This is a genomic window from [Flexibacter] sp. ATCC 35208 (genome assembly GCF_001975825.1).
Taxonomy (GTDB): domain Bacteria; phylum Bacteroidota; class Bacteroidia; order Chitinophagales; family Chitinophagaceae; genus Chitinophaga.
Map to the genome: position 1 here is coordinate 29,687 of NZ_MTKN01000019.1, position 26,599 is coordinate 56,285.

General features: G+C 44.7%; 20 protein-coding genes. 11 read left to right on the plus strand and 9 right to left on the minus strand.

The genetic code is table 11. From position 1 onward, the window contains the following. Position 1: 1 nt before the first annotated feature. Together BW716_RS13775 and BW716_RS13780 are read left to right on the plus strand one after the other, a co-directional pair. Positions 2–3,118 (plus strand): efflux RND transporter permease subunit, encoded by a 3,117-nt coding sequence (locus BW716_RS13775; RefSeq protein ID WP_083723148.1) that lies wholly within the window; start codon positions 2–4, stop codon positions 3,116–3,118. Then, positions 3,105–4,259, plus strand: a complete 1,155-nt coding sequence (locus BW716_RS13780) for a hypothetical protein (protein WP_083723149.1) — start codon at positions 3,105–3,107, stop codon at positions 4,257–4,259. Before BW716_RS13775 ends, BW716_RS13780 begins: the two co-directional genes overlap by 14 nt. 90 nt (positions 4,260–4,349) lie before the next feature. Here BW716_RS13780 and BW716_RS13785 read toward each other — a convergent pair whose 3' ends face one another. Next, positions 4,350–4,841 (minus strand): hypothetical protein, encoded by a 492-nt coding sequence (locus tag BW716_RS13785; protein WP_143708847.1) that lies wholly within the window; start codon positions 4,839–4,841, stop codon positions 4,350–4,352. A 39-nt stretch (positions 4,842–4,880) separates the two neighbouring features. Between BW716_RS13785 and bioA the strand changes: the two genes are divergently transcribed. After that, the gene (gene bioA, locus BW716_RS13790; protein ID WP_083723151.1) at positions 4,881–6,143 is read left to right on the plus strand and encodes an adenosylmethionine--8-amino-7-oxononanoate transaminase; all 1,263 of its coding nucleotides are present in this window, start codon (positions 4,881–4,883) and stop codon (positions 6,141–6,143) included. A 43-nt stretch (positions 6,144–6,186) separates the two neighbouring features. Here the strand turns inward: bioA and BW716_RS13795 are convergent, their stop codons facing one another. Further along, positions 6,187–6,369, minus strand: a complete 183-nt coding sequence (locus BW716_RS13795) for a hypothetical protein (RefSeq protein WP_083723152.1) — start codon at positions 6,367–6,369, stop codon at positions 6,187–6,189. Here BW716_RS13795 and BW716_RS13800 point away from each other — a divergent pair. Beyond that, positions 6,364–6,852, plus strand: a complete 489-nt coding sequence (locus BW716_RS13800) for a LytTR family DNA-binding domain-containing protein (RefSeq protein ID WP_083723153.1) — start codon at positions 6,364–6,366, stop codon at positions 6,850–6,852. The genes BW716_RS13795 and BW716_RS13800 overlap by 6 nt on opposite strands. A gap of 38 nt (positions 6,853–6,890) precedes the next feature. After that, positions 6,891–7,055 (plus strand): hypothetical protein, encoded by a 165-nt coding sequence (locus BW716_RS36760; RefSeq protein WP_179091125.1) that lies wholly within the window; start codon positions 6,891–6,893, stop codon positions 7,053–7,055. Here the strand turns inward: BW716_RS36760 and BW716_RS13810 are convergent, their stop codons facing one another. Then, positions 7,056–7,421, minus strand: a complete 366-nt coding sequence (locus tag BW716_RS13810; RefSeq protein ID WP_083723155.1) for a helix-turn-helix domain-containing protein — start codon at positions 7,419–7,421, stop codon at positions 7,056–7,058. 140 nt (positions 7,422–7,561) lie between these two features. Here BW716_RS13810 and BW716_RS13815 point away from each other — a divergent pair, with 140 nt between their 5' ends. The 3 genes from BW716_RS13815 to BW716_RS13825 all read left to right on the plus strand — a co-directional run bounded on the left by BW716_RS13815 (position 7,562) and on the right by BW716_RS13825 (position 13,514). Next, complete coding sequence (locus BW716_RS13815) at positions 7,562–8,422, plus strand: SDR family oxidoreductase (protein ID WP_083723238.1); 861 nt, start codon at positions 7,562–7,564, stop codon at positions 8,420–8,422. 209 nt (positions 8,423–8,631) lie between these two features. Continuing rightward, complete coding sequence (locus BW716_RS13820) at positions 8,632–11,769, plus strand: TonB-dependent receptor (protein ID WP_083723156.1); 3,138 nt, start codon at positions 8,632–8,634, stop codon at positions 11,767–11,769. 194 nt (positions 11,770–11,963) lie between these two features. Continuing rightward, positions 11,964–13,514, plus strand: coding sequence for a RagB/SusD family nutrient uptake outer membrane protein (locus BW716_RS13825; protein WP_083723157.1), 1,551 nt, complete (start codon positions 11,964–11,966; stop codon positions 13,512–13,514). 189 nt (positions 13,515–13,703) lie between these two features. Here the strand turns inward: BW716_RS13825 and BW716_RS13830 are convergent, their stop codons facing one another. Next, positions 13,704–14,750, minus strand: a complete 1,047-nt coding sequence (locus BW716_RS13830) for a glycoside hydrolase family 43 protein (RefSeq protein WP_083723158.1) — start codon at positions 14,748–14,750, stop codon at positions 13,704–13,706. A 19-nt stretch (positions 14,751–14,769) separates the two neighbouring features. After that, positions 14,770–17,331, minus strand: a complete 2,562-nt coding sequence (locus tag BW716_RS13835; RefSeq protein WP_083723159.1) for a glycosyl hydrolase 115 family protein — start codon at positions 17,329–17,331, stop codon at positions 14,770–14,772. 242 nt (positions 17,332–17,573) lie between these two features. Here BW716_RS13835 and BW716_RS13840 point away from each other — a divergent pair, with 242 nt between their 5' ends. Continuing rightward, positions 17,574–18,686 (plus strand): DUF3500 domain-containing protein, encoded by a 1,113-nt coding sequence (locus BW716_RS13840; RefSeq protein WP_083723160.1) that lies wholly within the window; start codon positions 17,574–17,576, stop codon positions 18,684–18,686. Between the two features lie 111 nt (positions 18,687–18,797). Continuing rightward, positions 18,798–19,976, plus strand: coding sequence for a HupE/UreJ family protein (locus BW716_RS13845; protein ID WP_083723161.1), 1,179 nt, complete (start codon positions 18,798–18,800; stop codon positions 19,974–19,976). A 93-nt stretch (positions 19,977–20,069) separates the two neighbouring features. Here the strand turns inward: BW716_RS13845 and BW716_RS13850 are convergent, their stop codons facing one another. Together BW716_RS13850 and BW716_RS13855 are read right to left on the minus strand one after the other, a co-directional pair. Then, positions 20,070–20,924: a helix-turn-helix domain-containing protein gene (locus tag BW716_RS13850; protein WP_083723162.1), complete on the minus strand. Its 855-nt coding sequence runs from the start codon at positions 20,922–20,924 to the stop codon at positions 20,070–20,072. Positions 20,925–21,111: 187 nt separating this feature from the next. Continuing rightward, positions 21,112–22,461 carry a TlpA disulfide reductase family protein gene (locus BW716_RS13855; RefSeq protein ID WP_179091126.1) on the minus strand — a complete coding sequence of 450 codons (1,350 nt, stop codon included), beginning with the start codon at positions 22,459–22,461 and terminating at the stop codon, positions 21,112–21,114. A 111-nt stretch (positions 22,462–22,572) separates the two neighbouring features. Here BW716_RS13855 and BW716_RS13860 point away from each other — a divergent pair, with 111 nt between their 5' ends. Further along, complete coding sequence (locus BW716_RS13860) at positions 22,573–23,700, plus strand: tetratricopeptide repeat protein (protein WP_083723164.1); 1,128 nt, start codon at positions 22,573–22,575, stop codon at positions 23,698–23,700. Between the two features lie 59 nt (positions 23,701–23,759). Here the strand turns inward: BW716_RS13860 and BW716_RS13865 are convergent, their stop codons facing one another. Both BW716_RS13865 and BW716_RS13870 read right to left on the minus strand, forming a co-directional pair. Further along, positions 23,760–25,205 carry a redoxin domain-containing protein gene (locus tag BW716_RS13865; protein WP_083723165.1) on the minus strand — a complete coding sequence of 482 codons (1,446 nt, stop codon included), beginning with the start codon at positions 25,203–25,205 and terminating at the stop codon, positions 23,760–23,762. Between the two features lie 23 nt (positions 25,206–25,228). Next, a complete protein-coding gene (locus tag BW716_RS13870; RefSeq protein ID WP_083723166.1) occupies positions 25,229–26,584 on the minus strand; it encodes a RagB/SusD family nutrient uptake outer membrane protein in 1,356 nt (451 codons plus the stop codon). Positions 26,585–26,599 lie beyond the last annotated feature (15 nt).

The window sequence follows — 26,599 nt, forward strand, 5'->3', positions numbered from 1 at the left end:
CATGTCAATAGCAGAAATTGCCGTAAAACGGCCTCTATTAATACTTGTAATATTTACGGTGCTGATACTTTTCGGACTGGAATGTTATCATAGCCTGAATTATAACCTGCTGCCCAAGATGGAAGTGCCTACTGTAACAGTGAGCACAGTCTATGCAGGGGCCTCCGCTTCTGAAGTGGAAACATCCGTGACAAAGAAACTGGAAGATGCCTTTGCTTCTGTAGAAGGTCTGGATAAGATCACCTCCAAATCACAGGAAGGTGTATCACAGGTAGTCATTACCTTCAAGAGTGGTACCAACATCGACAGAGCAGAAGCAGATATCCAGCGTAAAGCAGATCAGGCACAGAATGACCTGTCAAAGGATATCGATAAACCTTTGGTAAATAAAGTAAACCTGGAAGAAGCGCCGGTGGTGAAGGCCGGTGTTACTTCTACACTCGCTCCCCGTGCATTGTATGACCTGGTCGATAAGCAACTGCGCCCCATCTTACAAAACGTATCCGGTGTAGGACAGGTAAACATCATCGGTGGTGATGAACGTGAGATACAGGTAAACGTAGATCAGGGTAAACTCAATGCCTACGGTATCACTATCACGCAGGTGACAGATGCCGTGAACAATGCGAACCAGTCATTCCCTGCAGGTAGTATTGAGACACTGAACCAGCAGGTGACCATCCAGTATGATGCGAACGTGACTTCAGTGTCACAGATCAGTGAGCTGATCGTGGTACAACGTCCGGGTGGCGGCAGCGTATTTTTAAAAGATGTAGCTGAAGTTGTGGATGCTACTGCCAAAGCGACGGCTATCAACCACATCAATGGGCTTCCTTCTATTGGTATTCAGATCGTGAAGCAATCAGATGCAAATGCCGTGAATGTAAGCCGTGATGTAAAGAAAGCATTTGCCAATCTTGAACAACAGTATAAAGACAGCAAAGTAAAATTCACGATATCCTCAGACCAGTCTACCTACACCCTTCGCTCTGCGGATGCTGTAATGGAAGACTTAGTGCTGGCGGTGATCATCGTAGGAGTTGTGATGCTGGCTTTCCTGCATAGCTTCCGTAGTTCTATGTTTGTGATGGTGGCATTGCCATCTTCTATGATTCCTACATTTATCGCCATGTATCTGCTGGGCTTCTCGCTGAACCTGATGACGCTGATGGCGCTCTCGCTGGTGGTGGGGATTCTGGTGGATGACTCCATTGTGGTGCTGGAAAACATTTATCGACACCTGGAAGCAGGAACGGATCGGAAACAGGCTGCCCTTGATGGTCGTAATGAAATTGGCTTTACAGCCATGGCGATCACACTGGTGGATGTGGTGGTGTTCCTGCCACTGGCTATGGCCGGTGGGATCATCGGTATGATCTTAAGAGAGTTTTCATTAGTCGTGGTGATATCTACCTTAATGAGCCTGTTCGTATCCTTCACGGTAACGCCTATGTTAGCCAGCCGTTTCGGCAGATTGGAACATCTTACTAAAGATACCTGGTGGGGTAGACTCAACCTGGGATTCGAACATATTATTGATGTGATCAAAGAAAACTATGGTAAATTATTGAAGGTAAGTCTGCATAAAAAACGATACCTGTTATCCGGTGTGATCATTCTGATTATAGGTTCTATTATGCTGGTTGTCAAAGGATTTGTAGGCGCTGCTTTCATCCCTTCAGGAGACCAGGGGGAGCTGATGATCAACCTGGAATTGGCTCCGGATGCGTCTATTTACCAGACAAATATGCTGACACAACAAGTGGAGAAACACATCCTTGCCAGACCGGAAGTAGACAAGGTCTTTTCCAGTATCGGCTTCCTGACAGGTGGTGTGGCGGGTACAGGTAATAACAGTAATAAGGCGGAGCTGACCGTGACGCTTGTAGATGCAAAGAAACGAGACATGACAGCGGAGGAATTCGGTATCATGATGCAGCGTGAGTTGACTGCCAGCGTCCCTGGTGTGAAGGTAACGGCATCACCGACTTCTATCACGGGCAATGCCAGCACAGCACCCATCCAGATTGCCGTGAAAGGTGTGAACCTGAAAGACGTGCGGAGTGTGGCGGAGCAATACATGAAGATTACAGCGGGTGTGCCGGGTACACAGTTCGTACAGCTCTCAGTAAAAGACCCGAAGCCACAGATAGAAGTGAAATTGGATAGAGAGAAAATGACCTTGTTAGGGCTCAATGCCAGCCAGGTAGGGGGTGCTTTGCAGAATGCATTCAGTGGAAACGATAAGAGTAAATTCAAGCAATCAGGCAATGAATACGACATTCTTGTAAGCCTGGATCGCTTTAACAGATCAGATATCAATAATGTAAGAAATCTTTCATTTACGAATAATGATGGGCAAACATTTGTGATGAGTCAGTTCGCCGAAATAAAAGAAGGAATAGGTGAAAGTGTGCTGGAACGCAGTGACCGGCTCAACTCTATCACGGTGAATGCAAACGTGGCAGGCAGGCCGACAGGTACAGTGGCGACAGAGATCAAAGAAAAAGTAGCCAGCGTAAAACTACCCGAAGGCGTGTCCATTGAATACCTCGGTGACGTAAAGAACCAGGGCGATGCTTTTGGAAGTCTGGGACTGGCATTGATCACAGCGATCCTGTTGGTATACCTGATCATGGTGGCGCTGTATGAAAGTGTGATCTATCCATTCGTAGTATTGTTTTCTATTCCGGTGGCATTGGTCGGTGCACTGCTGGCACTGGCACTGAGTATGGAGACGCTGAATATCTTCTCTATTATTGGTGTGATCATGTTGTTAGGTCTCGTGTCAAAGAATGCGATCCTGATCGTGGACTTTACCAATCATTTGAAAGAGAAGGGTGCTAAAGTAGAAGATGCACTGGTAGAAGCAGGAGAGGAGCGTTTACGTCCGATCCTGATGACGACTCTGGCGATGATCTTTGGTATGTTGCCGATTGCGTTGGCCACGGGAGCGGGTTCTGAGGTCAAGAACGGGATGGCGTGGGTGATCATTGGTGGTTTGACGAGTTCTATGATCCTGACGTTGTTTGTAGTACCGGCGATGTACCTGATCATTGATAAACTTAAAATACGTTTACAAAAGAAAAAGCAACCCGCGTACCATGAAGCTCATTAGTAGTACATTGTTCTGTGCACTGGCGTTCCTGATAGCAGCAAGTGCACAGGATTCACTGGCACGCACTGCAAAAGTGCAGGACTCACCTGCGCGCACTGCAAGTGCACAGGATCCACCTCCACGCTTTGCAAGGGCGCAGGACTCACTCACGCGCTTTACAAGTGCTCAGGATTCACTTGCACCCACTGCAAGAGCACACGACTCATCCGCACGCTTTGCAAAAGTGCAGGATTCGCTGGCGAAGGTCCAATTGAAAAAGGCCTATATCGTAGATCTCCTGCTTAAAAGTCCAGGCATGCGCCCTGCAATGATCTCTACGACGTTCATCAGCAGGGGGCAACTGGAAGGGAACTTAAAAGGGAAGAACATATTGAGCAGCGATTTTGGACAGCAACGTACAGAAGCACTGCTAAATCTCCCGGTTAAGAATTGGGGGAAGAGTGGCATGGTGACGGCAACTATCCTCTATGCGCGTACGAATTATCAGCTTTCTGATATAAAGGGCCTGGATATTACGGAATCTTCATTATCCAAAAATACTGTAGGCCTGACCACCACCTATCGCAGAGTAGATTCCCTGTTTGGCCGTATGTTTGTCTCATCGGCCAGTGTGGTCCTTTTAACAGGTGATGGTGGCGGTATTAATAAGTATGCGGTGATGGGAAATGGAATGATCTTACTGAAAAAATCAGCGCAGACCACATTGATGGTAGGTATACAGGTGATCATTGATCCTACCAACATCACACCGGTCATTCCATTGCTTGTTTATCAAAAGCAGTTGCCGAATGGGGTTGATCTGAATTTCACGATCCCACAGCAATTGACCTTACGGAAGACCCTGAGCAAAAATTGCTGGGCGAGCTTCGGAACGATCTTATCCTCCTCTGTATCCTTCTTCAACTATAGCTCACCTAATATACCGCGAAATGCGAATTTCAGCACGCTGGATCTGAAGACAGGGCCGGGGGTAGAATACAAACTGGGTAAGTTATTGCTGGCAGGAGTGAGTGCAGGGTTATGGACGCCGGTGATGTACAGACAGTATGGACGGTGGGAGAAGTCGAATCGTTATTTCTTTGATGGCAAAGTGGATACGACACCTTATATTAATTTGAATTTATCATTAATACCTTTTTGATAGTTACAAAATGTGTAACGAAGTTGTAGGTTTAAGCAATGAGCCCGGTATTCATACCGGGCTCTGTTTTTTTATTTGTGTGTGATAGAATTATTCCTTTACAAAATCACTATTCTTATCTCCATACATCCACTCATAGGCACCATCTGCATGCTCTAAGTCTGTAATAGGGCAGAAACATGCACTGGCATAGATATTATCCGGCTCATCAGCTGCACCTGTTTCGTTGAGGTACGCATCATACAAATGGCAATTACCAGAAGCAGCCAGCAAACCAGGTAGCGCACCGCCCGCACTTACACCTGTAGAAATGATATAATCCGCATCGCCAGGTAATACCCCTTTATTATGACGAATGTACCGGACTGCTGCCTTCAGGTCAACAATCGCAGCAGGGGCCTTACCATAGTAAGTGCCATCGTTGTTTCTTTCAACATGGTTTAATCCTTTTGTGATATAAATCCAGGATGAATCAATCGAACTACCGGACTGGTTGCGAACAAAAGGAAGAACAACGCGGTAAAGCATTAAATTTGCGCGACATTCCGGAATGACCGGCTTTGATGCCCGGATACATTTCATGCATATTCCGGATACTTTTAAAACATTAAATTTGTGCCCATGAAATTATGGTATCCCTACAGGCAGATGAAGGATCTTGGGCAGGTGCCCGTAATGGTGGCCGGACAAGGCACGGAGATGATACTGGAAGATGGACGCAGATTGACAGATGGAATTTCTTCGTGGTGGGCGGTGATCCATGGGTATAATCATCCAGACATTAATAATGCATTGATAGAACAGATCAATAGTTTTTCGCATGTCATGCTGGGTGGGTTGTCGCATCCGCCTGCATTGGCATTGGCAGATAAGTTGGTGGAGATTGCACCTCCTGGATTGAATCATGTGTTTTATTCTGATAGCGGTTCTGTTGGGGTGGAAGTGGCCTTGAAAATGGCATTGCAGTATTGGAGAAATACGGGCCATATAGGAAAACATAAAATCATCTCACTGAAGAATGGCTACCATGGCGATACATTTAAGGCCATGGAAGTGGGGGATGATTCTGATTTCTCTAATGCATTTGTGGATGTATTGTATAGGGGATATTTTTTAGATACACCTGCAGGTGGGTTTGATGCAGATGCTGCAACTATTCAAAAAGAAGCTTCGAAGCTGGAAGATCTGTTGAAAATACATGCGCCTGAAATTGCCTGCTTTATACTCGAACCTATTGTACAATGTGCCGGTGGGTTTAGAATTTACTCTCCTTTATATTTGAAAGCGGCGAGAGCGTTATGCGATAAATATAATATACTCTTAGTGCTGGATGAAGTAGCTACCGGTTTTGGCCGCACAGGCAAACTATTCGCAGCAGATCATGCTGGCATTACCCCTGATATTATGATCGTTGGAAAAGCACTGACAGCCGGGTATATGGGGCATGCAGCTACACTGGCCACTACCCGTGTTTTTAATGGGTTTTTAGGTGAGTCTTATGATAAGGCACTGATGCATGGGCCTACATTTATGGGGAACCCGCTGGCGACTACCGTTGCTTTAAAAAGCATAGAGATTATAGAAAAAGACCATTATTTAGAACGTATTACTGCGATAAATGCAGTGATCCGAAATGAATTTGAGAAGATTGAATCACCTGCAATTGCAGATAAAAGAATAGTAGGAGCTATTGGTGCGATTGAACTAAAAGAAGACAGCATGATGGTCGGCTTTCGCGACTACGCAATGGCAAATGGGGCATGGCTGAGACCTATTGGTAAAGTCATGTATGTGATGCCTGCTTATATTATTACAGATGATGAATTGCGTAAACTGATCGGGATCATGCGCGACTGGATCAGTCATGTTTATGCAAACGGCTAAGAGATGATAAGTGGAGGTCTTAGTGACCTCCACCTTTCAAACATTAAAAAATGTAAAACATACTACCCTGTGCCACTCCGCTTCTGAAATCACCAACGGTACCAGCGGAAGAAACACCCGCTACATACCTTACCCCAAACCCTAATCCCATCTTACTCTGAAACCCTACGCCAGCAGCCGCTCCAAAATCCACCTGCTTTGAAAAATTCTCAACATCCTCATGCATACGCATACCGGCTTGCGCACCTGCCTCTACATACAATCTGATAAACAGGCGGTAGCTGCCGCTATCAATAAGTATATCTCTTTTACGGGTAAACGAACTTCTTACAAAGCATTGGAAGAAATCTTCGTAACCCGTAAATCATCAGAGCCAGGGTCGGTATTGGTCTATCAAAAGGATAAGATCTTTCCTGTAGCGATAGATACCATTGCATTCTTTTACCTGAAAAATGGAATTGTCTATCTGACAACTTTTGACAAGAAGACGTATCCTTTAACTAAGAACATGGAGGAGCTGTCTAAACTAACAGAACCTTTATTCTATCGTGCCAACAGGCAATACCTGATTCATAAAAAATCGGTGCTGGATGCATCAGGTTATTTATCAAGGAAGTTGTCAGTAACATTATCGATACCTGTTCCTGAGAGAATTACGATAAGCCGGGAGAAGGTCTCGCAGTTTTTAGAATGGCTGACACAGGCATAAAGTTTTATGAACGTCGCTTTTTTTTCTATTTTTACAAAATGAGATCCTTTATCACCACCTTCATTTTTTGCATCATCGTCGGTATCATTTACAGATGGATCGCCGATCCTCCGCTTACCTGGGCTAAGATCCCTCCTGTTATCACCGTAGCACTTGTTCTCTCTTTAGTCTTCACCCTGGCTTTCAGACCAAGGAAGAAATAACTACTTTTCAAACAGCTGCTTCCTGTAATTGATCCCCCATTTCGCCATGGCTTCAATTACAATTTTCAGACTCTTCCCTTGTTCTGTCAGTTCATACTCCACCGTAATCGGCATTGTATCCAGCACTGTTCTGCTGATCAGGTGGTTCATTTCCAGATCTTTCAACTCTTTCGACAATACCTTCGGCGCTATTCCGGACAACTGTCGTTTCAAATCCATAAACCGCTTTTTCCCTCCATAATACAACGCTCCGATAATCTCCGTCTTCCATTTTCCACCCAACAACTCCTGCGTATCCCTAATCCCAACAATCATCATCTGACATTCTGGTGTCAGGGTAGGCGTCGCAACCTGTGCAAGATCCATTTTCAAGCTTTATTATTTTCAGACAAAAATAGGAACATTACCAATCAGTTACAAATAAGTAACTAGTTACCATAAAGTAATGGGTTACAATTTGTAATTGACTTCTGCTAATTTTGATAAATAAATTTAAAAACTGGAATATGATTCTAATAACCGGAGCAGCTGGAAATCTTGGATCGGCTATCATCGATAGCATGTTAAAGAAAGTACCTGCCAATCAAATTGCCGCATTTGTAAGAAGCGAACAGAAAGCTGAACAGCTCAAAAAACTCGGTCTAAATATCCGAATTGGAGATTATAATGATGTCGCTTCCCTGGATAATGCGATGAAAGGGATTGATAAAGTACTCCTCATTTCCGGCTTGTCTCTTGAACGACTGAAAGAGCATACCAATGTTGTTGACGCTGCAAAAAAAGCAGGTGTAAAACAAATCGTTTACACCGGTGTAACCATGAAAGATGCAGCTACCAGTCCGCTGAAAGTACTAATGGAATCTCACTTCCAGACGGAAGATTATATCAGGGCAAGTGGTATTACTTATACATTCCTGCGTAATACCCTGTATGCAGAGGTGATTCCTTTCTACATCGGCGACCAGGCATTGAATACAGGCATTCACTACCCGGCAGGAGCTGGTAAAGTACCTTATGTATACCGGCCAGACCTGGCTGATGCTGCGGCTGTGGTGATTACGAACAAGGGTCATGAGAACAGGACTTATCAACTCACTGGCGATCATTTGTATTCATTTGCAGATGTGGCAGACATGCTGTCAGAAGTGTCTGGTAAACACATTGGTTATACCGATGTAGATCCGGTTGCTTTTGAAAAGCATATGAAGGAGATTGGTGTGCCGGAAGTGGGCATTATGATTAGTACTGGTTTTGCTGCGGCGATAAAACAAGGTGATTTTGAAGTGGTGACAGGGGATCTGGAGAAGTTACTGGGTAGGAAGCCTACGCCGGTGAAACAGTATCTGAAAGCGCACTATGTGAGGTAATAACCTAAAAAATCCCGACCGGCTATGCCAGTCGGGATTTTTTAAATTACATAGTGTCCAATCGACATTTAACCCAAAAAAAACCTAAATTACATCACGTCGTATCTGATGTGACAATTCCCGTTAGAAAAACTGTAGCCGGAAGTAAAACCCTGGTTGGCCCGATCCGTTGTCGCATCCTCATTTTATTTTATTAAACTCCAAACGTTATGAAGCAACACCCATTGCCACTGGCATTGAAGAGGATCCTGTGTGTTCCCCTCTTCCTCCTTTTCCTGTTACCGCTCACCACCCGAGCCCAGCAAGCCATCAAAGGAAAAGTCTCAGATGATGCTAAAAACCCTCTAGCCGGTGTTTCTATCGCCATCAAAAACACTCACCGGGGTACCGTCACCGCGCCCGACGGCTCTTACAGCATCACCGCCGCCAATGGCGAAACCCTGGTATTCACCTTCATCGGTTATAATACCCTGGAAATCACCGTCAATCCTGGTACCCAATACAACATTAACCTCGCCCCAAACGTCCAGAATCTGGATCAGATGGTCGTGATCGGTTATGGTACGCAAAAGAAAAGCTCCCTCACGGGTTCTGTCGCTTCCGTCAATGGCAAGACCCTCAATGAGTTGCCCGTAGCAAGTGTACAGCAGGCCTTGCAGGGGCGTGTACCGGGTGTGACTGTCACTAATAATGGCGCTCCTGGTACAGACCCCATCGTTCGGATCAGGGGGATCAGCTCCATCAGCTATGCCTCGGATCCCTTATACGTGATCGATGGATTTCCGACTTCCAACCTCACCAGTTTTGACAGCAAAGATGTCCTCTCCGTCGAAGTCCTGAAAGACGCCAGTGCTGCAGCTATCTATGGTTCCCGCGCTACCAATGGAGTCGTTATTATTACTACTAAAAAAGGTACCCGCAGCAACAAAGCAGAAGTAAGACTCGATACATACACAGGTGTACAAACTGCCTGGAAAAAGATCGACCTGCTCAATACCCAGCAATATCTGCAATACGAACGTGCCCTGAACGGTGCCGCTGGCATTTCCAAACCGCCACGTCTTGAAGATGCGAACTGGAATTCACCTATTTACGATGGTACTTCCCAGACGTATGCGCAGACCAATACTGACTGGCAGGATGCCTATTTCAAAAGTGGCTTAATCACCCAGTCCAACCTTTCAGTAAGCGGCGGAAATGACAGATCTACTTATTACATGTCCAGCGGTTACTTCAAGCAGGACGGGATTGCACAGGGCGTCAACTATGAGCGTGGCAACTTCCGTATCAATTCAGAACACAACATCAGTCGTGTCTTTAAGGTAGGAGAGAACCTGCTTGTCGCTTATTCCAATCAACGGTATGACAACACCTCCGGCAACCGGACCCGCCTTGCAAACGTAATTCGCGCATTGCCTTATCTGCCTGTGTACGATCCCACCACGCAGGGTGGTTTCCGGAATGCAGAAAACAGCGTGGATGGGGCTGACCCCACCAACCCTGTAGAAGATGCGCTATTACTAGGCGATGCGCACCGTAAACTCTTCAAACTCTTAGGTACAGTCTATGCTCAGGTTAACTTTACTCCATGGCTCAGTTTCCGCTCTGTATTTGGTGCAGACTACGCCGGCCAGTTCCAGCATCAATTTACTCCCATCTATAATGACAAAGGCCGGAATTCCACTGTTGCGTCCATCAATGATCAACGGGCCAACAGAACAACTTTACTCTACACAGAACAATTGACTTTAGATAAACACTTTGGCAGGCACCATGTCAATGCCATCGCTGTATTTGAAAGACAGCCTGCCAGTAACTATGGGGAATCCCAGACAGGGAACCAGAGTACAAATGACATCGAGACACTGGTTGGTGCAACGAACGTATCCGCTTATTCTACTACCACAGCCACACTCATCCAATCCTACATCGGCCGTCTGAACTACGAGTTCGGTGAAAAGTATTTACTGAGTGCTGCTATTCGTCGGGATGGTTTATCTGTATGGGCGCCTGGAAAGAAATTTCAGAGCTTCCCTTCAGTCTCCGCCGGTTGGCGTATTGACCAGGAAAGTTTTATGAAACCTGTTACCGCAGTTTCCGAATTGAAACTACGGGGTGGCTGGGGCGTGACTGGGCTGAATGCTATCGGTATTTTTCCGGCTTTACAAAACTCTATATTGGCTAATGAATATCCCTGGCAGGCTATTGTGCAGGCTAATGGTGCTACCTATCCCTTTGGCAATACCATTTCTGTCGGCAATGCTTCCTATTATAACCAGTTGGCGAGTGCTGACCTGGAATGGGAAAAGACCAAGCAGGTCAATGTGGGGTTGGACCTTGGGCTCTTTGATAATACCATCACCTTCACTGCAGAATGGTATCGCCGTTTGACTGACAACCTGATCCTCACGATTCCCACGCCTCCCAGCTTTGGTTATGGTGGTGCAGGGTCGCAACTCAATGCCGCCAGTATGAAAAATACAGGGGTAGACCTTGCGCTGGGCTATAACAAAACGAAAGGTGCTTTCAGGTGGAATGTAAATGCTAATATCGGTTTTATCAGGAATAAGATCCTTAGTCTGAACACGCCGAATGCTACCATAGATGCAGGCTCAGACGCCGATTTCGGGAATGGCAACATGACCCGTACGGTGGCTGGACAGCCGATTCAGTCCTTCTATGGTTATGTTACCGATGGCATTTTCCAGAGCCAGGCTGAAGTAGATAAAGGGCCTGTGCAGCTTTCTGGTACTGACCCTGCCAAGAGCACAGCGCCTGGTGATATCCGGTTCAAAGATTTGAATGGGGATGGGTCTATTACATCTGCAGATCGTACATTCCTGGGATCTTATGTTCCTAATTATTCTTACTCCCTGAACTATAATGCGAACTGGCACCAGTTCGACCTTTCTGTTTTCTTCCAGGGGGTGCAGGGCAATAAAATCTACAATGGCACCCGGGTGCTGCTTGAAGGCATGGCTCGTTTATTTGGTGCGGGTACAGAGGTGTTGAATGCCTGGACGCCGGAGCATACGAATACTGATATTCCCCGTGCTATCAGTGGGGATCCGAATTCGAATCTGCGGGTATCTAACCGCTGGATTGAAGATGGTTCTTACCTGAGGCTGAAGAATCTGATGATTGGGTATACACTGCGTAATGGTGCGATTCGGTATATCAGCAGTTTTAGGGTGTATGTGTCTTCTCAGAACCTGCTCACTTTTACAAAATATAAAGGATGGGATCCTGAAATCGGGTCTAAAAATACTACGCTTACCAATGGTATTGATTATGGGCAGTATCCTGCAGCGCGTTCATTCCAGTTGGGTTTGCAGGTTGGGTTTTAACAGCACCTTCCTTACCGCTGGCACCGACTACGGGCAGTATCCAGCTTGTTATTGCTGTCAGTTGATTTTATAAGTAGGATTTTAATCAGGAGCCACAACTGAAAGATCTGGGAAAGGAATTATTCCTCGTTTGCCCAGCCTCCTTCCGGTTGATTTTACAAGTAGGATTTTAATCACATACAAAAACTGAAAACATGTATAAGTACATATTCATCGTCTGTCTGCTTCTTGGTGGACTAGGCTGTACCAAAGACCTTGACAAAACAAATCCAGGGTATGCCACCCTTGATAACTATTTCAAAAACAGCACAGAACTGTTAAGCGGCACCAACGCTATTTACTCTACCTTCCACGCCAGCACCCTCATTGCCCGTGAATGGTTTTTCGTCCATGACCTCCGCAGCGACGACGTCTCGTCCGGTGGTGGTCAACTGGAAGTACCCCGTGGTCAGATCCTGAATGGCGCCACTACGGCAGATAATTCCGTGATAAGTTCCGTATGGCAGGGATTATATATCATCATCCATCGTTCCAATACAGTTATTGGCAGTGCCCCCCTTGTCACCGATAATGACGCCGTTCGCGACCAGTGTGTAGCCCAGGCGAAGTTCTTCCGGGCATGGGCCTATTTTGAATTAATGACCCTGTGGGGACCAGTCCCAATGTACACACAGGTCGTAACTGAATCCAACCAGTTCCAACCCCGCGCAGCAGAAACTGCTATCTATGACCAGATCATACAGGACCTGACAGATGCCGCCGGAACACTAAGCGCAACTTATGCCGCCGCTGATCTGGGGCGGGTGTCATCTGGCGCAGCCAATGCTATGCTGGGCAGAGTATATATGCAGAAAGGCGACTACACATCTGCCAAGGTAGCATTGTCAAAGATTGTTAGTTCCGATCTTTATCGCCTTGTAGACAACTTTAATGATAATTTCCTGGAAGAGACAGAGTTCAATGCAGAATCTATCTGGGAAGCTGTCTTTGTTGACAAAGGTGATAATTCCTTTGACTGGGGCGGTACTGGTGATGGCGCAGGTAACGCACAATCTACCATCCGCAACCAGGAATATTGTCCGCTGGCATGGCGTAATTTAATTCCATCTAATAAATTTCTGAACGAATTTGAAAACACTGCTTCTGGTGCCGCTAAAACAGACCCACGCTATAAATGGACGGTATATGAAACGGGTGATCTCTTTAACAGTGATGCAGATGTACTGACCGATGCGATGCAAAATGGAAACTCTTCTATTGTAAATGGAGTCACTAAGAAAATCAGCTGGCGCAAGTTTATGCTCATTTACAAGCAAAGTCTGTCCACTGCTTCTTATCACCCTGGTGGCAATAACCAGCGTATCATCCGCTATGCAGATGTGTTGCTCATGCTGGCAGAGTGTGCGAACGAAACTGGCGATATAGCAGGAGCCGTAAGCTACCTGAACATGGTCAGAGATCGTCCTTCTGTAGCAATGCCACATTATCCTACTGCCCAATTTCCAACAGGATCGAAGGATCAGGTGACGAAAGCAATTATGCATGAAAGAACTGTTGAATTGGGAGATGAGGAGGTGCGTAACCGCGACATCTTAAGGTGGCGGAAAATGGGGTACTTCACGACTGATCCTATTAGTTATTTCAGAAAGAATCGGGATGAATTATTACCTATTCCTCAATCAGAAATAGATAATAACCCTGCACTGGCAGATGGGGGTATTTCCGCACAAAATTCAGGTTATTAATAAGAAAGGTTCTTTGGTTGATAATGATGACCTTTCTTACTTTTATCAGNNCTGATAAAAGTAAGAAAGGTAGATAATTTGGAACAATTGATCCCTTTACTGTATAAATACCCAATGGAAGGGAGCCTGCCTATACGTATTCCTTCACATAATTGGGAAATCCAGCAGGTAAGTTTTTATGAGTATTGATCAATGATGTGCCTGTGGGGAGATCGCTTCGGGATGTATCGTCACAATACTTCCATCCTCCTTATAATGCAGCTCTGTCACTTTTACATTTCTCAAATAAGTCTTGCCAGATAGCTCTACATCATGATAAAACAAATACCATTTCCCATCTTTCTCAACAATAGAATGATGCGTAGTCCACCCTGTTACAGGGGTCATGATGATGCCTTTGTAAATAAATGGTCCATAAGGAGAATCGCCAATCGCATAACACAAATTGTGTGTATCACCTGTAGAATAAGAAAAGTAATACTTCCCTTTATATTTATGTACCCAGGAAGCTTCAAAGAATCGTTTGTCATTATCCTTTTCGTGAAATGGCTGTCCATGTTCATCTAAAATGACTACATCTTTTACCGGGCCATCAAAACTTGTCATATCCTTTTTCAGTTTTGCAATTCTCGGTAGAGCCGCTACATCATCTACATTGCGATTTCCGGCAGCGCCATTATATTTGTTATGATCCCACTTTTGCAATTGTCCACCCCATATTCCTCCGAAATACATATAGAAACTTCCATTCTCATCTTTAAACACACAAGGGTCTATACTATAACTCCCCACAATTGGCTTTGGCAAAGCTTTAAATGGGCCTTCGGGTTTACTGCTGGTGGCTACTCCGATATGGAAGATGCCTGCACTATCCTTTGCCGGAAAGTATAAATAATAAGTGTGGTTCGCATACGCTGCATCCGGTGCCCATAATTGTTTCTTTGCCCAGGGTACGTCTTTTAAACTCAAGGCGACTCCATGATCCGTTACTTTACCACCTACATGATCTAATGATAGCACATGGAAATCTTTCATATCAAAATGACTGCCTAAGTCGTCCTCTGGTACACCTGTTGCTGTATCATGCGAAGGGTAAATGTAAATTCGGCCATTAAATACGTGGGCAGAAGGGTCTGCTGTATAAATATGCTTTACCAGTGGTTGTGCTATTCCTTGCAGGGATGCATAACAACAAAACAACCATGAACATAAACAAACAATTAATATCCGGGTCATAAGTTAGTGTTTTTTAAATTCAATACTTTGTAAAACAATACCCGGGTGAATACTGGGAATACACAATTTCATGCTTTCCTGGTTTAAATGTATAGGAGAGTTTTACTTTAATAATATTATCAGATACCCACTTACTCCATAGCTCCTTATTATCATCATGGGCATTAATAGTCGTTGCCAATTCCTTTGCACCATCAATGGAAACCCCAAACCATAGTCCATCCCCATGCGTGAAATTCAAAGTAGGAGAGAAGTTAAGATAAATATTAGTATTCCCCGAAGCTTCAAACTCATATCTTGCTACCGTACCTGCACTATGATAAATGATGCTATCACTAAATGTACCACTATTAGCAAAACTGGTAATCCCATCTCCAAATTTTCCAATACCCTTTATATGCACCCAATCTCCATGTTTCGTCACATAACCTGTTGCTGAAATCTGTTTATAGATCTTAGGCACTACCGGACGCTTATATGGCCCCGCCAAATCCGGCATCTTATTTACCGGCGGCTGTTGCCAGCCTGTGTATCCAATATGCGTCTGGTCCATCATATGATTCCATTTTCCACCGGCTACCTGATGATACGCCACTGTCAATAATGAATCCCGCATATAATAACTCCGCGCACTATCCGCCCATGCCTTATTCTGCACCCGGTTGCTCTTATACAAAGCCACCGCATAATACAATTTGTGTAAATTGTACATCGCCTCTACAGGAAACTGTACCAGTTCAAAATAAGCATCTGAATAAGGCTGTAAACGCACTTTTTTAACCAGCTCTTCCCATTCGGCTACAACCTCTTTATACTTCTTTAATGTATAACTAGACTCATCCAGCAATTCCGGCTTCCGCCTTGCGGCCATTTCACTATACTGCCGCAGGTAATCACCTATATCTCTGGCTGAATTCATGAATGAAAATCCAGACTGTTTGGACGAATCTGCACCTGTTTTGGTTCCCTCTTCCATTCCTCCTCTGGAATTCCCTTTTGCGATCCTGCGAGAATAATCTTCCTCTTTCATTCCTCCTCTGACATTCCCTTCTGCCATCCGCTCATCCAATCCTTCCCCAAAATTTTCCTCCGCAAACTGTTTATAATAATCTGGTAAAGTATCCTCTGGCTCCGCGCTCCATGCATAATCCATAAAAAAAACTATCGGCAACTCCATCGGCTTCAAATCCCCCACATTCACAATCCATATCTTATCCACCCCATACATCTTCGCCAAATGCAACTGTTCCCACACCCTTGCCAGATTATTTGTATTCACCCATTTGTAATTTCTCGGATCCCCCACATAGTCAAAATGATAATATACCCCATATCCTCCCTTCCGCTTCGGCATCACAGGATCAGGAAACCTCCTGATATTCCCCCAATTATCATCACACAACAACAACGTCACATCATCTGGTACCCGCATTCCGCTATCATAATAATCCTGCACTTCCTTATACAACGCCCACAACTGTGGTGTCTCCGCTGCCGGCTTGCCCGTCACCTCACTAATAATGGATCGCTGATCCCGCACAATCCTTTCTAATAAATCTGTTGCCGTTTCCCTACTCATGGGCAAATCCCCATCTCCCCGCATCCCTATCGTCACTATACTTTCATGCTTTGCCATTGCGACAATCCCTTCCCTCCAAAACGCCCTCAACACACTGTCATTCGCCACATAATCCCATGCACCCTGCCCATACCGCTTCCATTCCGTCTGCGCACGCAACATTGGCTCATGATGGCTTGTGCCCATCACAATTCCCCATTTATCTGCCAATACGGGATTCAACCGATCATCATCATTAAACGCGTTTCCCCACATCGCCGGCCACAAATAATTCCCCCTTAGTCGTAATAGTAACTCAAATATCTTTTCATATACATGATGATTAAACCCGCCAAATTTCTCATGCGTCCATCCGGAAAATGCCGGCGCCTCATCATTTATAAATATCCCTCTGTATTGCACCGAAGGAGGCCCGAAATCATAACGTCCTTCCTGCACAAATACTTTTTCCTTCTTTTTTATAGGTACATCCGCCCACCAATACCATGGCGACACTCCCAGTTGTTTAGATAGTTCAAGTGCACCATAGGCAGCGCCCCTCTTATCACTACCCAATATTACTACCTTCCCTGGAGAGACTGTAATTCGAAATGCTTCCCATTTCCCCCCCAATCCCGCAGTATCCAAACCTGCAATCCTATCTCTCCGAAGCGCTTCCCATTTCCCACTCACCCTCACTGTATCAACGCCATCTCCTCCATCTCCCCACCCCACACTATCCTTCCCAAATCCTCCCCGAACTGTCCCTATCAATACATACGGCCGCCCATCCAACCGATGCACAATCTCCGGCGCTCTCCCCGTCACCGCAAGCATATCCGCCCGCAGCAACTCCGCAGCCTTTTTCACCAGCCAGTCATCCTGCTGATCAACATAAATTACTTCCGGTAATGAAAACGTATGTTGCGACGCATGTGTGGTTATTATCTGCCGCGCATGAACCTGCGCATGCATATAGGTTACATGGCACAGGAGGATTAACAGTGGAATACAGTTTTTCATAGCAATGAACTAAATAACAAAAACCAATATACCAAAATTTTCCAACGCTCCATAGATATGGGGCGTATTATTTTCTTTTTTAGGTATGTGATTAATTGCTCAAAGGTTGTTAAAACACCTTTCCCCCAGCGTATATTTTCCCCACTATTTCGGATACAAACCAAACATTCTATCCCTTTTATTAAACTTTCATATTTACACGGGGTCGTTATTACAAATCGTCTGATACAAACTATCGCCATATGAAAGTAACAATCAAACACCTTTGTCTTGCTTTTGCCATCGCCTCGATCATGATATCGTGCGGCAAGGATTCCGGTTCCGATGGCTCCTCATCCTCGGACTCTACTACTACCAGCACAGACGACACCAATCCTGACCCTATTGATGTCACCAGCTGCGACGCCGAAACAGGCATCAACAAAATCATCTGTCTCGCCGACGCCTTCAAGGCCACACTGACCTCCGCTCAGTTAGCCACCGTTCAATTGAGCTACAGCAAGTCAAACGCCATTAAGTGGTCGAACTTCCCACAGGCGCTGGTTTCCAGCTCTTACAAAAGAGTCGGTCTCAACTTCGGCTCCATGACCACCGAACAAATTCAGTATGCAAAAGCGCTGATCAAAGCAGTCGCCGGTACCACTTCAAACGAAGGCTGGGATGAACTGCAACAACTGCTCAATGCCGATGAATACCTGAACGAAAATGGTGGTGGCTCTACCTACGGCGCCGCTAATTTTTACATTGCATTCTTAGGTACCCCCGCTACTTCCGGCACTTTCGAAATTCAATATGGTGGTCATCATACCGCCTTCGCCAATACGTATACTGATGGTGCACTCGTTGGTGCTACACCTTCTTTCAGAGGGGTAGAGCCTTTCGCCACCTTCACGTGGAATGGTACCAGCAATCAGCCTATCCAACAGGAACAGGCCGCCCTCACTACTATGCTCACCGGTCTTTCTACGGCTGAATTATCTACTGCCAAATTGAGCGCTACTTATAGTGATCTTGTTTGTGGGCCGCAGAATGACGATGCTTTCCCTTCTACACAATCAGGTATTGCCTGCAGCAACCTGACTACTGCTCAGAAGAACCTTGTATTGGCTGCTATCAGAACTTATGTAGCCGATGTGGCAGATACCAGCACGATCATGACCAAATACACCAATGAACTGGATCAGACCTACATCTCTTATTCAGGTAGTACTGCAATGACTACACGTAATGACTATGCACGCATTGACGGTCCTTCTGTATGGATTGAATACTCCTGTCAGAACGGTGTGGTGCTCTCCGGTACACATCCACACTCTGTATGGAGAGATAAATCTACTGACTACGGTGGTAACTGATTTTAATTAAAATAAAAACAGGTTGTGTCACCAATACGATACAGCCTGTTTTTATCCGGGTACCCCGATGAAAGCTGATAGCGATTCTCTGATCCAATCTCTCTATATAGCATGAGACTTTTAGTATGTGTATTCTTATTATTATGCGGGCAACACCTCTTCGCGCACCCCATGCCCAATTCAATCGTGAGTTTGTCAATACTGGACCACAGCATCAAAGGCGAAGCCAAAATGCCGATGCTGGAACTAGCCAGTGCCCTTCAACAAACCCGGATCGATACCATCGACCCAGCCTATTTTCAACAACATATACGCGCATTGTCTGGCGACCGTCAGTGGACTACTACCATTGACAGTATCCGGATGACCACAGATACCGATCCCAATGTAGGCCGGTATCAGGAGGTCCTGGTCTACTTTGAAATGACACCTCCTGACCCTGCACTGCTACGGGATTTTAATTTCCGCTACAATGCTATTATTCATGAAGTAGTCACGCATAAAATTTTAGTCTTCGTAAAGCAGGACTGGAAGAACGGGATTCAAAACGGGGAACAGATCGGCATCATTAAAATGGATACCCGCTCAGGGAAAGTATTTCCCATGTACATCAACCTGGAACATGGTACTTACTGGACGGGTTTCAAAAACATGGTCATGCTGGGTATTGAACATATCCGCGAAGGTACCGACCATCTTTTATTTCTATTAGCCTTAATGCTGCCAGCTGCAGATAGAATAAAACGATTGATACAAATCGTGACCGCCTTTACCATAGGTCACTCCATCAGCCTGCTATGTGGCACTTTAGGCTGGATTGTGATCCCTTCTCAATGGGTGGAAATCGCTATTACATTTACTATTTTAATCAGCGCTATTCACATCATCCGTCCGATATTCAAAGGGAAAGAAGCCTGGATTGCAATTACCTTCGGATTTATACACGGTCTGGCCTTTGCCTCCGCGTTAAATAATTTAGACCTTGTACCCACCGAAATGGCGTTAAGTATTTTAGGCTTTAATATCGGTATTGAAACGATGCAGTTGTTCGTACTGCTTTGTACGGTGCCCTGGTTATTATTGATCAACAATGTCTGGATAAAATACTTGGGGGGAGTAATCGCTATCATCGCCAGCCTGGGCTGGATGATAGAAAGAATTTCAAATGAACCGAACATTATCTCTGCACAAATAGAACAAATTCAGGGCAAGTGGTTTATCCTTGTTCTTGCAATTATGGCCATTATAGCCTACGGTACCCGCTGGGTGAGAACCCGGTCACTTTCTTAAATAAGCAATCATGGTCATTATATCTTCCGGTACTCGCTGGGTGAGAACCCGGTCACTTTCTTAAATAAGCAATCATGGCCATTATAGCCTACGTTACCCACTGGGTGAGAGCCCGGTCACTTTCTTAAAGAAGCGTGCAAAGTAATTGGGATATTCAAAATTCAATAAATACGCAATTTCAGAAACGGTGTAAGAAGTATAACGCAAATGCTTCTTCGCCTCATCCACCAGGTGATCCTGCAACAGCTGATGCGCCGATTTCCCGGCCACACTGTTGCAAACCCTGTTCAGGTGCACAGGCGTGATGCCCAGTTCTCTTGCATACTGATCGATGCTATATTTAGAACCCGCTTCACTGATCCGCTTCTGTAACTTACGAAAGTAGGAGAGAGAGATACTATCCGATTCCTGCATTACGACACTATTCTGTCTCCACAAGCGATACAAAACAAGAAAGAGCTGCTGCAACATAGCCGTTAGCATCTGCTGCTTTTCATACCGGGTATCGAATAGTTCTTCATGTAATTCTTCCACCAGTTTTACCACATATCTGAAAGTATAAGGCGGTGCATAATGGGTTAGTATCTGCAAGCTTTCCAGCATTGGTGCAATGCTGCTTACCATGGGAAAGATACTACTGACCAGTTTGTCGGAAATAGTCAGAATACGCCCTTTAGTAGTGGCATGGTAGTTAAACCCATGGATAGCCAGAGGGGGTATTAATAAAATGGATGGGCCTGTCAGCCATGTCGCTTCATTGTTCCCTAAAAACTCAGTCTTACGTGTCTCTATCAGAAAGATCTGGTAGAGATTTGTATGAATGTGAGGCTTGATTTTCCAGTCAAAATTTTCACTGCGTGTTTCCAGTAATTCAGAAAACAGGTACTCTCCATCTGGTCTGGGACCCGATTCTCCATACAACCCTTCAAAATGTGTGATTCGCTTCAATCGACAGAATTTAGAAATATCCTTTGATCTGTTTTATCGCCCAAAGTTTGATTTGTGTCAGGAAATTACGGAAAATTTTAGGGTTAAAAAATATGACCATTTCCAACCACCTGAATTAGGTGCAAACGCTAACTCAGGGTTTTGTAGTAGCTTGAACGGATGTATTTACTGGCAATTGGTCATTCCCTCATTTTAACATCGTCACCATCGCTGATACCTCTTCTGTAGTTGTATAATCACTACCACTATATCCTGTAAAACGGAAACGGATATTTCCCGTTTTGTCAATCACAAATTTTGCAGGAATACCCTTTACATCAAAAGCACCTGCTGCTTTATATGCTTTTATATCCAATGGCACATCAAATGGATAGTGGTTGTCGGCGAGGAATTTCTTTACTTTCTCTGAAGGATCCGCTTCTCTCTCCCATGTATCCACAAAAAGGAATTTTACATCCTCATCTTTTTCAAACCGTAGCATGGCTTCTTTCATAGCAGGGAAGGAGCTTATACAGGGGCCGCACCAGGTAGCCCAGAAGTCGATCACCACTACTTTCCCTTTTAGTTCACTCAGGGTGATTTGTTTGCCTTCCAGGTTCTTCAATGTAAAATCAGGCGCAGGTTCATTGATCTGAGTTGTTTGCAGATGTGCAGTCAGCTGCAATAGGAATGCTTTATTCAATTCAGCGGCATAGGCATCATATCCTTCCCTGCCTTTTAGTTTTTCATACAGTTCTTTGAGTTCCGCTTTCATTTTCTTATCTGCCAGCCCCGTCTTTGTTGCTTCAGCAGCTATATCCATGGCTTGCTGATCTTTACCAAGGTGTTTTAGCGTACTAAAGTAGATCGTATAGGTGATTGGCTGTGTATGATTGTCTTTATAGGCGATCTCTATGCATCTGAGTGCCTTTGTATATTCCATGTTTTCATGGAAGATCATGGCAGCCATCTGGTATTCTCTGGTGCTATCTACTGATTTGTCCATGAGGACAGCCGCCTCTTTACAATGGTCTTTAGAAAATAGCTCCCTGGCCATCCATCGCTGTACATTCAATGTTTTTATACTGTCGGTATACAAGAAGGCTTTAGCGACGTAACCAGATTTTAGATAGCCAACAGCCAGTTGTCCCCTCATATCATCGTAAGTAGCTATTGCATCTTTTGAAGGGGGGGGAAAGCGTTTAAGAAAGATGTGATACATCGCATCCTTCTTAAAAGGATCTTTTTCATCATTGACAAAGTTAAATTGCTCATGTTTCGCCAGCTGTCCATCGGGCCATTTCTGTTTGCCTGCCTGTAAGATAGAATCTGCCTTCGCAGTATTTCTCATCTGGAAATATACAAACCAGGCGATCATCCAGTTCGTCTCATTTTCACTCTTTATATCATTCTCCAGTCGCATCTTTAGTTCGGCCTTGTCATTTTCCTGTGAGGAGGAAACCAGTTTTGCATACACCTGGTATATGCTATCCATGTTCTGTGCCTCGGCACCAAAAAACAGGAAGGTTAAAACGCACAATGAGGGTAGTTTTTTCATATTATAGTGAATATAGGGTTTAATCCTGGTGGCTGACCCCGGCACCTTCAAAAATAACATTTCTTTATGTAAAACTAAATACATAGTTTTGAAACTAATAAATTAGTTCATATGATCAGAGCCCTTCTGCTACTGTTATTATTACCAACCAGCAGGCTGCTGGCCCAACAAGCCGATTCTGTAATGGAATACCTGCAGGAGCAGGATTATCCCCGTGCCATCACTTATCTGCAGGCCCACCTGGACACAAATAATATTAAACAACAATCGCTACTGGCGTACACGTACTATCAGGCAGGAAGTTATAGTGAAGCTGTGAGCACCTATGAAAAAGTATTGGACCTGGATAGTACAAACGTATCTGCGCATCAGTACATTGCCAATATCTGCCTCAATCAGCACGCCACCGTCCTGGCAATCCCACACCTTCGCCGTATTGCCGCTTTACGGCCCAATAATCCGGTGGCTATCCGGCAACTAAGCTTTGCCCTCTTAAACAACGACGAGGCCGAAGAAGGCTTTGATTTGCTGTTAAAAGCCTATAAGCTCAATCCCGCTGATCCTAAAACCGTCAACCGCCTCGCCGATGAACGCATCGGACAGGAAATGTACACCTCCGCAGATTCCATTCTCAATGTCTACCTGCAAAAAGATTCTACCCAGTCTTTTATCACAGGTACTGCTGTCAGGTGCAACTACTATTTAAAAAATTACAGGAACTGCATCACCCTTGGCAAATACCTGATGCAGCATGAGGTGGTCATGCAGGGTGCTATGAGCTATGTTACAGCAGCCAGTTTTATACTGAAAGATTACCAGTTCTGCATAGACATCAACACCTACATGGAAAACCGCAAAAGTCCTTCTGAACAGGTCATGTACTATGCAGCCCTCGCCTGTAGCCAACTGAAAATGTATGAACAGAGTAACCAGCTGTTAAGTACCTGCATAGACCTGGCCCGCTCTAAAAGTTTGCCAGACTATTATGCTGCAATGGCATCAAATAATGAAGGGTTAAAATTGTATAAACCGGCCATCGCCAATATGGATACCGCCTACTACCTGAGCCGTGCGCCCATGCACTTATATAGTATAGGAAGAATGTATGACGTGAATATGAAGAATCAGGCAATTGCGAAAAAATACTATAAACGCTACTTACAGGAAGGTGACAGTACAGATAAACAGGAAGCGATGATCTATAAATATTTAAAAGAGACTTACTTCACAACTAAGTAAAAAACAAAGCCCACTTTCTGTTTAAACAGAAAATGGGCTTTGTATCATAAGACAATGCTTTAACCGCGTATCATAGATATCATCGCAGATATTTCCTCCAGCGCTGCATCAGCGCCACCTGAGAATCCTGAGAACTTAAAGCGGATATTCCCTGCCTTATCAATCACAAACTTAGCAGGTATGCTATTCACCTTGTAGGCTGTGGCAGCCTTGTGCTCATTTAAATCCATCAGCACTTCAAAAGGATAATTATTATCGGCTATAAACTTCTTTGTATCAGCTACCGCCTTATCATCCCTTTCCCATGTATGAATAAAGAGAAACTTTACATCGTTTTCTTTTTCATACCTCAGCACTGCCTGTTTCATCACAGGGAAAGACGCTTTACACGGTCCGCACCACGTAGCCCAGAAATCAAGTACCACAATCTTCCCCTTCAGCTCACTCAATGTCACATTCTTCCCATCCAGATCCGTCAAAGTAAAGTCAGGAGCAGGGGTATTGATCATCTGCTTGTTCAGCTCTTTCGTGATCTTTGCAACCAGCTGTCGGTTCACTTCCTGCAGGTATGCATCGTAGCCTTCCGTTCCTTTTACTTTTGTATAAAGGGATTTCAGCTCCGTTTTCATATCATTGGTCGCCTGACCAGCTTTCACTGCTTCATCGATCTTTTCAAAAGCTTCTTTATCACGACCCAGTGCAATCAGTGTTTTGGAATATGTGTCTAACACCCCTCCATTTACCTCACCATCTTCCTGATACACCTTATACGCATTCTCTGCATACTTCAGCGCTTCTTCATAGTTTTTATCATTATACAGCATCTTTGACAAGATGGCGTTATAAGACCGATACCCAACACCAGCAAATTTCGCTGCATTGTCCTGTACCTTTGCAATCTTAAATGAATAGGAAGTGTCCACCGCTTTTTTTAGCAGCATTTCCGCTTCTTTAAAATGCCCTTTTCTAGCCAGTATATTACCAATACCAGCCCAGCCCTCACCTTTCCAGGCAGAAGTCTCGACCATGTTGGCAAATTTAACGGCTTTGGCTACACTATCGATATTAGCATATGCACTGCCGATAGCATTCCTCACATAATCATACGCAATCCTGTCCGGCCCAAACTTAGCAGGAGGGAAGCGCTTGATCAGCTGGTAATACATTGCCTCTTTCTTCGCCGGGTCTTTCTCATCATAGATGAGTGCAATCTGATCCTGTCTTACCACCAGACCCGCAGGAAACTTTTTCTTTTCAGCAATCTTAATGGAATCCACTACGTCCTTTTTATTAAGACGGTAGAATGTATTTGCTGCCAGCTGCCAATCCTCTTCCTTTTTACTTTGCAGATGTTTGTACAACTCTGTAGCCAGGTACGCTTTGTCTTTTTCATCTGTGGAAGTGGCCAGCTTATCATAAACCTTATACAGGCTATCTATGCGCTGTGCCTTTAAGGAGGCACAGCACATAGCAGCAATAACACACAATGAGGTAATCTTTTTCATGTGAATACTTTATAGCAAATGGATCATTCGTAACCCGGGTTCTGGGTCAGTTTTTGATTATTCAGAATTTCCTGATAAGGAATTGGCATCAGGGTATCCCTGGATAACCAGGTAGATTTCTCCTGACTCAATACCGCATCTGCCTGACCGGTACGTACCAGGTCAAACCAGCGGTGTCCAAATTCACCAAACAATTCTATTTTTCGCTCCTGTGCAATGGCAGTGAGCAGATCATCTTTTGTAGCAGCAGTGGTATTCGCCAGGCCGGCACGGGTACGGACCTTATCCAGGTCGGCCTGTGCCGTAGCAATGTCATTCAATTGCGCACTGGCTTCTGCGCGGATCAGGTATTGCTCTGCCAGGCGCAGCACCACATTGTATTCATCACCTGCAGTGGCGGTACCCAGTTTGTATTTATTGACACGACGATAGGTAACCCCTCCGCTTACAAGACTATCTGTCCATGTTGTTTTCCTGTTATCTCCTGTTTCAAATTCACTTAGAAATGAATCATACAGGTAATAGTTAGGAATCGTCGTAGCAGAAGAAGCCCTGTAGCCAAAGCTGCTATAACCATAGTAAGTAGCAAACTGTAAAATGGTTTCTGCACTGCTGGTTTTGAAAGTTGTACTCAGGTCAGAAAGGGTATATGTTACATCCGTAGCGCCGATCACTTTTGTTGCATAAGCCACAGCGTTGGTGTAATCTTTCTGATAAAGGTATACTCTTGCCAGCAAAGCTTCTACTGCATACTTGTTCGCCCTTGCATGCAGGGTACCGGTATAAGTACCAGGCAGTAACTCTTCGGCAGTTTTCAGATCACTGATGATCTGTGTATACACTTCTGCTTTGGTCGATCTTGGCAGATTGGCATTGTTCAGTGCAACCGGATCGAGTGACAATGGCACGCCACCAAAGAAATTGTTCAGGTAAAAGAAATGAAATGCACGCATGAAGTAACTTTCACCTAATAACTGGTTCTTTACCGAAGTAGTCAGTGTCGTAGATTTAGTCAGCCCTTCAATCGCATTGTTTGCTTCCGCAATTACATAGTAAGGATAATACCACTGGTAGTTACGGACATTGCTGTTGGTCGTTGTTACATTCCCATTCTGGAATTCAGCCATAGCAGGAGTAGAACTGTAATAGCGATATTGAATATCATCACCCAGTAACTCTGCAGTCCAGGTATAGTACTGTAGACAATAAGTGGTAGCCCAGTAAGAGTACAATGCTACTACGGCACTGGTAGCTGTTCCGTCAGACGCATATGTGTCTGAAGCAGACAGTGAATTCGGTGCATTGTCGATTGTTACAAACTTCTTGCATGAAGTGGCGGTAAGCCCCAATGCGAGTAATATATATGATAGTTTCTTCATTATCTCTCTGCTTTT